The organism is Halomonas campaniensis, assembly GCF_002211105.1.
Lineage (GTDB): Bacteria > Pseudomonadota > Gammaproteobacteria > Pseudomonadales > Halomonadaceae > Vreelandella > Vreelandella campaniensis_A.
The window spans coordinates 1,086,573-1,095,224 of the sequence record NZ_JPUA01000034.1 but is presented as its reverse complement, the minus strand read 5'-3'; the positions used below and the strand labels follow the sequence as shown (position 1 = coordinate 1,095,224).

The 8,652-nt window shown below is 54.0% G+C and carries 15 protein-coding genes; all 15 read right to left on the bottom strand.

Annotation, left to right across the window (positions count from 1 at the left end; genetic code table 11):
• Positions 1 to 53: 53 nt before the first annotated feature.
• The 15 genes from JI62_RS23245 to JI62_RS17220 all read right to left on the bottom strand — a co-directional run bounded on the left by JI62_RS23245 (position 54) and on the right by JI62_RS17220 (position 8,373).
• On the bottom strand, positions 54 to 320 hold the full coding sequence (locus JI62_RS23245; protein WP_088701318.1) for an HGGxSTG domain-containing protein: 267 nt from the start codon (positions 318 to 320) through the stop codon (positions 54 to 56).
• Positions 321 to 398: 78 nt separating this feature from the next.
• Positions 399 to 575 carry a hypothetical protein gene (locus JI62_RS22665; protein ID WP_170938577.1) on the bottom strand — a complete coding sequence of 59 codons (177 nt, stop codon included), beginning with the start codon at positions 573 to 575 and terminating at the stop codon, positions 399 to 401.
• Between the two features lie 10 nt (positions 576 to 585).
• Positions 586 to 1,056: a hypothetical protein gene (locus tag JI62_RS17275; RefSeq protein ID WP_088701317.1), complete on the bottom strand. Its 471-nt coding sequence runs from the start codon at positions 1,054 to 1,056 to the stop codon at positions 586 to 588.
• Positions 1,057 to 1,065: 9 nt separating this feature from the next.
• Positions 1,066 to 1,338 (bottom strand): hypothetical protein, encoded by a 273-nt coding sequence (locus JI62_RS17270; protein WP_088701316.1) that lies wholly within the window; start codon positions 1,336 to 1,338, stop codon positions 1,066 to 1,068.
• Positions 1,328 to 2,050, bottom strand: coding sequence for a hypothetical protein (locus tag JI62_RS17265; protein ID WP_088701315.1), 723 nt, complete (start codon positions 2,048 to 2,050; stop codon positions 1,328 to 1,330). The genes JI62_RS17270 and JI62_RS17265 overlap by 11 nt, the downstream gene beginning before the upstream one ends.
• Complete coding sequence (locus JI62_RS17260; RefSeq protein ID WP_170938576.1) at positions 2,047 to 4,065, bottom strand: DUF927 domain-containing protein; 2,019 nt, start codon at positions 4,063 to 4,065, stop codon at positions 2,047 to 2,049. The genes JI62_RS17265 and JI62_RS17260 overlap by 4 nt, the downstream gene beginning before the upstream one ends.
• Entirely contained in the window at positions 4,062 to 5,000 is a 939-nt protein-coding gene (locus JI62_RS17255) for a toprim domain-containing protein (RefSeq protein ID WP_088701313.1), read from the bottom strand. The genes JI62_RS17260 and JI62_RS17255 overlap by 4 nt, the downstream gene beginning before the upstream one ends.
• A complete protein-coding gene (locus tag JI62_RS17250; RefSeq protein WP_088701312.1) occupies positions 4,985 to 5,215 on the bottom strand; it encodes a hypothetical protein in 231 nt (76 codons plus the stop codon). The genes JI62_RS17255 and JI62_RS17250 overlap by 16 nt, the downstream gene beginning before the upstream one ends.
• A complete protein-coding gene (locus JI62_RS22660) occupies positions 5,212 to 5,388 on the bottom strand; it encodes a hypothetical protein (protein WP_170938575.1) in 177 nt (58 codons plus the stop codon). Before JI62_RS22660 ends, JI62_RS17250 begins: the two co-directional genes overlap by 4 nt.
• The gene (locus JI62_RS17245; RefSeq protein ID WP_088701311.1) at positions 5,385 to 5,618 is read right to left on the bottom strand and encodes a hypothetical protein; all 234 of its coding nucleotides are present in this window, start codon (positions 5,616 to 5,618) and stop codon (positions 5,385 to 5,387) included. The genes JI62_RS22660 and JI62_RS17245 overlap by 4 nt, the downstream gene beginning before the upstream one ends.
• Positions 5,615 to 5,800: a hypothetical protein gene (locus tag JI62_RS17240; protein WP_088701369.1), complete on the bottom strand. Its 186-nt coding sequence runs from the start codon at positions 5,798 to 5,800 to the stop codon at positions 5,615 to 5,617. The genes JI62_RS17245 and JI62_RS17240 overlap by 4 nt, the downstream gene beginning before the upstream one ends.
• 281 nt (positions 5,801 to 6,081) lie before the next feature.
• Positions 6,082 to 6,342, bottom strand: a complete 261-nt coding sequence (locus JI62_RS17235) for a helix-turn-helix domain-containing protein (RefSeq protein WP_088701310.1) — start codon at positions 6,340 to 6,342, stop codon at positions 6,082 to 6,084.
• Positions 6,339 to 6,998, bottom strand: a complete 660-nt coding sequence (locus JI62_RS17230; RefSeq protein WP_088701309.1) for a KilA-N domain-containing protein — start codon at positions 6,996 to 6,998, stop codon at positions 6,339 to 6,341. The genes JI62_RS17235 and JI62_RS17230 overlap by 4 nt, the downstream gene beginning before the upstream one ends.
• Positions 6,999 to 7,268 (bottom strand): hypothetical protein, encoded by a 270-nt coding sequence (locus JI62_RS17225; RefSeq protein WP_088701308.1) that lies wholly within the window; start codon positions 7,266 to 7,268, stop codon positions 6,999 to 7,001.
• A gap of 103 nt (positions 7,269 to 7,371) precedes the next feature.
• Positions 7,372 to 8,373 carry a hypothetical protein gene (locus JI62_RS17220; protein WP_088701307.1) on the bottom strand — a complete coding sequence of 334 codons (1,002 nt, stop codon included), beginning with the start codon at positions 8,371 to 8,373 and terminating at the stop codon, positions 7,372 to 7,374.
• Positions 8,374 to 8,652: the final 279 nt, after the last annotated feature.

Here is an 8,652-nt window from a genome sequence, read left to right as displayed (position 1 = left end):
ACCGGCGCTGGCCCACCTGCCTCTACCTTGTAGTCCAAAGTGCTGCGCTTATTCTATGAATCCAGGTCGTAAGGCTCCACTGGCAGTTCAGGTACTGGCTTTTTGGCTCTGGGCCCTGTTTTCGGCCCAGTGGACATACCACCATGTAACTTGCACCGCCCGCTATCCCATAGGTCACGACGCTTACAGGGCGCCCCTGCCCGCGTCTTGGCACCGCACCGCAAGTCTTGGAACTCGGGATCGACTGGCGGGCGCTTACCTTCTCTTTGTGCCTTACTCCAAGCTTTGTAGCGCTTTCTTAGCTCTGCCTGATCATCCACCGTTTCACCTATAAAAAAAGAGGCCTCTTTTGAGGCCCCGAAATTATCAAAGCCCTTTTTTGGGGACTGCAGAAATCATCATTGTTGGCACCGCGCCAGCTCTCGCTCGATAGCCTGACGCACAAACTCAGCACGGTTGCGGTGCCGGTGATGCTGGCGCCCTTCCATCAATTCATCTATCCGTTTTACCGTCTCTTGCTCTACATTGACGATTAGCCGCACCGGCTCGACGAATAGGCGGGGGTTCTTGCTCATGGCTGCCTCCTCAGTGCAGGGTATGAACCGGCTTGGTTTGAAGCCGATTATCCATGCCCTTCTCTTTAGCCAGCGCCAGCAGCTCTTCCTCGCTAGCTCCTAATGCCTTAGCAAGATGATCCAGCCGATATACCGCGTTGCCGTCATCATCCACTGCCGATGCTTTGAGATCGGGAAAGAATTTGTTCATGCCTTCATGTAGCGTTTCGAGGATAGGCCCACGCAGAAACATGGGGTGCTGTTCATCATAAGCGCGATAGATCATCTCATCCGTATCACCTTGCTCTATGCCACCAAAGAACGCATGTCGCGCCTTCTGCTCCACGCTCGCCAGTAGCAGCACCATAGAGTGCCGCATTGGCTGGCGCAGGTGTTTGGGCTTAACGTTGGCTTTATACGCCGACCACGCTTGCCCTGGCGAGAGGTGATCCAGACCGGCACCACTTTCAGCGGCTTGTTTAATCGTGTCGTGGTTAATCATGGTGCTCTCCTATGCCGCTGGCGGTGTGGTGTCAGTATCAATCAGCGCGTTTACTATCCCCTGGAGGCGAGTCAGGCGAATGCGTATAAGCCCTGCCAACGTTCCGGCCGGGAGTGCATCGTTTACCGCTTCCAGAGTCGCGGCGCAGGCCAACAAGGCGTCATCATCAGGCGATGATTGCAGCGTATCCCGTACCGCCTCCGCGCTATGGCTGGCGCTCTGATCGATTGAGCGCAGGCTGGATGCCAGACGCGCGGCTTCCTGAATGGCGTTATCCAACACGACGACCTCCTGTTAGCTCTCGATTGGCAGCGCGCCGCCCCGCGTTATCACGCTTATGGCTGACAGGCTCCTGATCGGCAGCGAGTTGCCATGTGGTGATGTACCGCCTTGCATAATCCATCACCTCCCTTGCTGACATACGGCCAATCACCTGACTCAGCAGCCGTTCGTCCTCGGGCATGACCGGGCAATGCTCACGGACTAGCCTCAACCAGCGTGGCGCATGCTCAACGACAGGAGCGCCTATAGGGGCTTCTAACGCTGGCGCATGAGGTAGGCTGGGCCATACCGCTTTAGCCGCTGACAGCGCCCTGGAATCGCTCAGCAGGCAACGGCATTGCTTAAGGGCTGTGTAGGTATCGGGAGCCACCTCAAAGGCGTCATCCAGCACTACAGCCAGCTCAGCAGCCGCTTGCCGTGTGAGGGTTGCCATCACCCTGCGCACCTCGGTTTCAATGTGCTCCAGCGGCCTATCAACCGCGTACAAGCTGCCAACGATGGTGTTAATGTCGCGAGTGGTGGCCAGCAGCGGCGCCTCTTGCGTAGCCTTCTGTTTACCTGCGTCACTAGAATCGACGCGGGAACAGTGGGAACGCTGGGAACACTCTTGTTTTTCAAGGCTTTTTTCTGTTCCCATAGCATCTATTTCAGAGGGAACAGTGGGAACACCTGCCGCTAAGCGTCGTTGCCGTAGAAGATCGCGATAACTCATTGCTCACCCTCCTTTGGTAAAACGGCATAAAGGCGTTGAAGTCCGTTAGGTGTGCGTTTGTTGACCGCGAATCTTCCAGACTCCTTTTCATGGAGCCAGCCAGCCTTGTCCAGCACGCTGGCAATCATTTTGGGGTCATACCCGGTGGCCGCTTCTTCCAGTGCCGCCCGATGGAAGTAAAAGACACGCCCTTCTGCCATATCTGCCCAATAGCCAGCACGGTCTCTAACTCCGGGCTTGTTCTCCCCATATGGAACGCCCATCTCGCTAAATCGGCTATCACCGTGGCGCTGAATGAAGTTTGCTATTCCTTCCATGATGGCCTGGTCTTCCGGCGGCAGACTCCCCCTTTCGGACTGCCATAGCTGAAAGCAAGTACCTATCGCCTCGATAGACGAGCCGGGCGCCCATCCTGTTAACCCAGCATCGGTAGCCAGCTCTCCAGCCATTGCCAACAATCCGAAAGCGCCAGCCGCACGACTGGAAACGCCATCCTGGGCAACTGTAAATACAGGGTCTTCCATGGTGTCGCGGTAGAGAGCAGGTAAGTCGGATTGCTTTATCAAATGCTGGATAAAGGCGCTCCCGGCATGCCCGTAATGCTCCGCTGTTGCCGTCTTGATAGCGTTGGCAAAATCGCTGGGGGTCATACCCTGGATATCGTCGAACGCGCCATAACGGCGGCCTGTGGCAGGTATATCCAACAGGCGGGCATCTTGCCCGGCCTTAGCCTTCTTACCGGCTTCACTCATATGTGAGGCTAGGCTGCGCTCACCACTAGAAAGCAGCATTAGGCGCCAGCGCTGAGCTTCACGTATACCGCCGGTTCTAGCCGCTCGCTGCTTGCCTACGCCATTGGCTACCAGATAGACCATATTGCCCGCTTCATACGGGCTCGCCTGACTGATCTCATCCAGCACCATGCAGGTATCGTTCTGGGATGCGGCTAAGGCTTCGATGCCATTGCCGGTACTAGACCATTGGCGCATGAATTGAGGGCTGCCCCATACGCTACTAGCCATTTGCAAACAAGTTGTTTTGCCCTTACTGGAGCCACCCCGCAAGTTGAAGCCCAACCCTCCGGATGGCTGCTGTTTGGCTGGCCATATCAAAGGGCCTGCTAAAGCAATACAGATACCCAGCATCAGGATAGGGTTGTTAACCGCGCGCCCGGCAACCTGCTGGCGCCACCCATCGAGAGTGCCGCGAGCATCAAAGTAGCTGGATCGTGCAGAATCGGCGCTAAAGCAGTAGTCCTGGTTGCCTATGGTGCGCTCAGGGAGAACAAAGGCTCGTGAGTTGTCATGCCAGCCGGTCGTAGTAGCCGCAACCAGCCGGGCCTCTGGCCGACTTTCCATAATGTAGTCAGCAAGGCGGTGGCGCTGCTTGATGACGTGCGTGTGCCCCATATCCAGTAATTCACGGCGTAACTCTGAACCACCTTCATTGAGCAAGCGCATTGGCAATACTCGGCGGCACCACTTGCCCTCGCTATTCATAAAGCGAACCTGACGCCCGAAGTTACCGCCATGTTCGTCACAGCTAATGGCGATCACTTCAATGGGGTCAGCAATGTACACATCCTCATTGGTGGAGCCGTTTTGGCCGTTGCGTATACCGTGCCACCACAATCCCGGAGGGCGCCGCTTGTCCCCGATATGAAACCAATTCGCATGGCTAGTGAAGCCCGGACGCTTAATACTGCCGTCTAGCGGCTCACTTTCCCCGGGCGATACTTCTTGACCCAAAGGAGCAGCATCAGCAAGCGCAGCTAACTCATCCTCACCCAACGTCGCCCGTTTACTCTGATCATTCGCGCCTGTTCCCGCTGTTCCCGCACTGTTCCCACTGGCGGGAACGCCGCTTTCATTTCCTAAGCGACTGTTTTCCGGCTCTTTATCACCTCCTGTTCCCGCTGTTCCCACTGTTCCCGCTGAATTTGCAGTCAGGCGGGTTTGATCCTCGTCTGTCGGTTTATCAAAGAGGCTCAGATTATCGTCTGCCGTCCAACTCATACTCCCCCCTTGCGGCACAACGCCACGTCCGCAAAGTCGGTGCATGACTCGCAGCGATCACAAAAGGTGGGTGTGAGCAATTTCCCCCCAATGGCCAACGCTGCAATCCGCGCCTTGGACATGCCAGGGTTGCCATCAGTAAAGCGGTCATCATCCGCAGCCATAGTGATCGTCACTTCTTCGGGCAATCGCTGGCGCAGGCGTCGAGCAACCGGTTCAAGGTTGTCAGCATTGCGGGCTACCACCACAGGGCAGCCAGTAGACGCATATAGCGCGGCACCGGTTGCCCAGCCCTCAGTTACCATTACCCTTTGAGCGCCAGCAATACGGCCAATCAAGCTAGCGGCACCTTTAACACGGCCGCCGGGCAGCGGCCGTTTAGCGCCATCGGGAAAGATACGCTCCAGATTGATCAGCTCACCATCGACGTACAGCGGTACCAGCAAGGCATTTCCTCGCTGGCGCAGACCATAGGGGCGTAGCTGTTTTTTAATCAGATACGGGTGAGCGATATCCGCTGGTTTAGCAGAAGCCCACCACTGGCGGGCCTGTACGGCGGTCTCTGCTTGCTTGGCAATGCGCTCGGCTTCCCACTGGTCACGCTGACGCTGTGCCTCTAGCTGGGCTTGTTGGCGCTTCTCTGTGCGGGTGATATCGTCGTCAGCATCATCTACCAACACGACTAGCCGTTGGGCGTCGCGCCAGTCGCCCACTACTGCCGTGGTATCTCCCAGTAAGCCTATATAGCCACTCTGGCCACTGGCACCGTCTGGCGTAAACCGGCGCCACTTACCCTTGCCGGTGAAGCGGAATACGCCATAGAGGTCACCGGCAACCTGCTCGGCTGCGGCCTCTATGCTAAGATGGCTGGGCATCTCGATAATGCTGCTGTACTCCGCTTGGCTTCGGCTGGGCGTTTTTATTGCTCGCTGCATATATAGCCCTCCTGCTCTAGCCAGTCGCGGCGCTCCTCAAAGGTGCTAGACAGCAACCACAGCGTTTCAATAAGTGCCTCACGTTTCAGGCCATCAATATCATGGTCGTTAAGCAGCATCGCTACGCCAGCGAGGATTTTTGACGCCTGCTCCATTTGCCGGGCATCAACAGTAAGGGCAGCTTTCAGCAGATAGGTTTGATCTTGAGGAGTCACAGTCCAGTCTCCTTGCTAAACGCTTGGGCTTCGCGCTGTATCTCCTTGAACTCAAGGTGATTAACTAAACCATTGGCAAGCGCCTGCTCGGCTGTTAAGAAGCGATCCGGGTTAGTGAACTGAAAGCGAATAACTCGGGTGCGTAGGTCGCAGTTAATGGCTATGGGCATCATCGGGCCACCTCCTCTTCGGAGGCATCATCAAGATGGCTAAGCTCTCGGTAGCAGCTCTCCGCTACTATCTCAATGGCCTCTACTAGCGAGCCGTAGTAGTAGTCGTTAAGGATGGGCGCTTCACCTTCGTTGCCATCGCGCATCCTGTCGATGTTGATAATGTTGGCGAGAGAGGCCATTAGGCCGATTCGGCTTTCAAGGGCATCAATATGGCGTTTTGCAGTATTCATGAACGCACCCCCTGACCGATGATGGCGGCTTCCAGGCGGCTAACTTTCTCAATATGGTGGTTGTAACGCTTAAGACGGACGCTGGCGCTGGCATTAGCAAACAAGGCAGCTTTAGCCATTGCTCTATGAGCAGCAGCACGTTTAGAAGGGATTAGGGTAAGGAATAGGCGTGACTTAGCCATGGGTCTGACTCCGCGTATTGAAGATGGAGCCGTCAACCACTGTCGCCAAACAGATTGGAGGACGGACTGAGCAGGGTTGGCGAACCGGCATACACGGAAACCGGCAGACACGAAGGTCTCCCCACACAGCCCGTCCATAACATACCGTATGGACGCAAAAAAAGCGCCTATTCGGTATCGGAGGGCGCCTGTGCGCCGCGTATAATTCAGGTCGCCAAACCTGACTGACGATTTTGCGCCAGCAAGTTCAGCATAGTCGTTAGCCATCGGATTGGTCAACATCAAACACCACCCTTAGTGCCATTGGCACTAGTCGGCAGATAATAAAGCGCTACACGGCTATGCTGGCGCCCCCATGGGTCGATCACATCTTGCAGATGGGTTCGTATATCGTGGCCCCTTTCTCGAAGCTCACAGATACGGGCGCCGGGACGCAGGATATTCTCGTCTTGGATCAGCTCGAGAGTGGTTACCGGGCCAAGCTTCAAGCGGGCTAAGATACGCGTGCGCTGACTGGCGGAATCGGTAGCATTGATAGTCACGCAGCACCGCCTTGCAGCTTGGGTATTAGCTGCTCCTGTGCGTAGCGTGTCAGCTCCTGCTTGCGCTGTTGGTAGTCCAGACCACGGCCTAACAGGAAGGTGTCTCGCTGCTCAATAAGCGCCAGCAGACGAAGCTCAGCAGGGCTTAGGCTGTCACGATCTACGCCCTTGGCCTGGCCAAAGACAGCGATGTTGATCAACCGAGCTTCATTGATGAAGTGATGGCGGGCGGCTGACTTACCTTGGGCTTCGCGGGTGAGCTGAAGAGCATCGCACATGCCGCGGTATCCGATAGCTGCAGAGTCGCGTAGCAGCTGCCAATTTTCAGCGCTGCCATGGATTAAGCGATCAATTTGCTCGTCACACCAAATTTCAAAGTCAATTGACAGCCAACGGGCGAACGGTACGGCTAGCCTCGGGTGCAGCCAAGTACCACCGCCGCGATCCATCCGCGCACGACTTGTTTCTACATATGTGATTTCCCCATATCTACGCTCAAGACCAAGCAAGTAAGCCTTAGTCTCGGGTAGCCGCAGCCACTGCGCAGGCTCTTTACCAAAGCGTTTTGCAGCCTCAGTAGCATTGATCCAGCCAGCCGCATTAAAGCTATAGGCTTGGCCTTCGTACTGTAGGGGGATGACATTGGAAGTAGCCATTTAAGCCACCTCCCCATCATTGCGGTAATCAGCAATAAGGCGAGCGGAATACTCGTAGATTTCAGCCAAGACAAACCTTAGCGGCGCGTTCTTGCTGGGGCCCTGCTGAATAGGTTTGGGAAATCGAGCATCTTCTTTACGAGCCCGATCAAATGAAGTCGAAGGCATGCCCAGAATGGCACATGCTTGGCGCTTGTCGATCTGGACAAACTTGGGGTCAAAGTTATCGAGAGGGATTTTACCAGCAGCTTTATCACGGTTAGTTTGCATTTAAGCCGTCTCCTAGTTACGCCATGTGGCATGTAGACGACTTAAATGCTGGTCTAATTTTTAATTCATTTGGTGCATTTGCATTAATGCAAAATGCAGACAATCAACCTCGGCGCTCGTCCCATGCATTCAGGGAGTCAGTTAGCAACCGCTGAAGCTTACTTTTGCTCATGCCATAGATATCTCCAGCATGATTACTCATAGCTTCAGCTATTTGTGCCTTATTAGGCTTACCAGAAAGGTCGTACTTCGATGCTGATTGGGAGAAGGTCTCCGCCAACAAGCCAAGAGCCTCTAAAGCGCGAATCTCATCTCTTTCTGAAGGCTGAGATGTTTTGGAAGTGTTTTCAAGACCAGATATAAAAGCATCCAGATTTTCTCGCCTTACAACAACAGACACATCATCCGGAAGCCTTCCGACAGGATAAAAATGCTCAGGATTTGAGTATCGATGTTCGTGTGGCTTTACTCCATCTCTTTTAAGGAATTCAGATATGTAATCCTGATCAAAGCGCTTATAAATGCAATATAAGCAACCGTCTGCTTCAAGCCATGTACCATCTATATTCGTCAACTCGACTTCAGGCCCTCCAGTAAGTATCTGGTAGCGCTCTTCAATGCTGATCCTCTCACCAGCCAGCATAGGCAAATCCCAAATACCCGTAGCATCAATAATGCCACCACTGAACCGAACGTAGTCATTCCCCTTTACGTGATCTCCTAGTGGGGCAGCCAATACTCGCCTTTCAGCAACAGCATGTGCCAGTTCGTCGCTGCACTGCTCTATAATTTGCCCATATGGTTTTCGAGAAAGATTTCTGCACTCTTCCTCAATACTGCCGGGTACAACATTCTCGTCTGAGCTTAATAAAGGAAACCTCCCATCATGCATATACAAAATCACAGAAGTTTCCATGAGATCTTTAACTTCGCCCTTCCTAATATAGGCCTTGTTAACAAGGTTTACAGAAAGCTTGAGATGCCCCTCAAGCCCAAGCTGTAAGATATCCGAGAGACTTACTTCTTCAGAAATGATTGACGATAAATGTAGAGCAGCTTCTTCTACAGTTAGCCAACTTTTTAAGCTATATAGCCTTGCATTCATGAGGAGTTACTCCTAACACCCGAACTCCAAAATAGGTGGCTGGCTCACACGGTGGAGTTCTCCGCGCTTTCAGGCCGTCGCCCTAGCCAGCCAAACAAGTGGCACAGTACCTATATGCCGTTGTCACCGCTGTCACCACTCAAAAACCGGCACTGGTGACAGATAAAAACCTTTATAATCAACCGTGTCACCGCCGTCACCACTGTCACCGCTCTAAAACAACGTGCGCGGCGTGTTATGTAGCGCCAGCCACAACAACACTGGCTATATATCCATGAC

What these genes read in the sequence shown, in the direction of transcription:
- JI62_RS17245 (WP_088701311.1), bottom strand. Translation starts at nt 5,618, where the DNA reads ATGAATACTGCAAAACGCCATATTGATGCCCTTGAAAGCCGAATCGGC.
- JI62_RS17255 (WP_088701313.1), bottom strand. Translation starts at nt 5,000, where the DNA reads ATGCAGCGAGCAATAAAAACGCCCAGCCGAAGCCAAGCGGAGTACAGC.
- JI62_RS17240 (WP_088701369.1), bottom strand. Translation starts at nt 5,800, where the DNA reads ATGGCTAAGTCACGCCTATTCCTTACCCTAATCCCTTCTAAACGTGCT.
- JI62_RS17220 (WP_088701307.1), bottom strand. Translation starts at nt 8,373, where the DNA reads ATGAATGCAAGGCTATATAGCTTAAAAAGTTGGCTAACTGTAGAAGAA.
- JI62_RS17265 (WP_088701315.1), bottom strand. Translation starts at nt 2,050, where the DNA reads ATGAGTTATCGCGATCTTCTACGGCAACGACGCTTAGCGGCAGGTGTT.
- JI62_RS22665 (WP_170938577.1), bottom strand. Translation starts at nt 575, where the DNA reads ATGAGCAAGAACCCCCGCCTATTCGTCGAGCCGGTGCGGCTAATCGTC.
- JI62_RS17225 (WP_088701308.1), bottom strand. Translation starts at nt 7,268, where the DNA reads ATGCAAACTAACCGTGATAAAGCTGCTGGTAAAATCCCTCTCGATAAC.
- JI62_RS22660 (WP_170938575.1), bottom strand. Translation starts at nt 5,388, where the DNA reads ATGATGCCCATAGCCATTAACTGCGACCTACGCACCCGAGTTATTCGC.
- JI62_RS17260 (WP_170938576.1), bottom strand. Translation starts at nt 4,065, where the DNA reads ATGAGTTGGACGGCAGACGATAATCTGAGCCTCTTTGATAAACCGACA.
- JI62_RS17230 (WP_088701309.1), bottom strand. Translation starts at nt 6,998, where the DNA reads ATGGCTACTTCCAATGTCATCCCCCTACAGTACGAAGGCCAAGCCTAT.
- JI62_RS17275 (WP_088701317.1), bottom strand. Translation starts at nt 1,056, where the DNA reads ATGATTAACCACGACACGATTAAACAAGCCGCTGAAAGTGGTGCCGGT.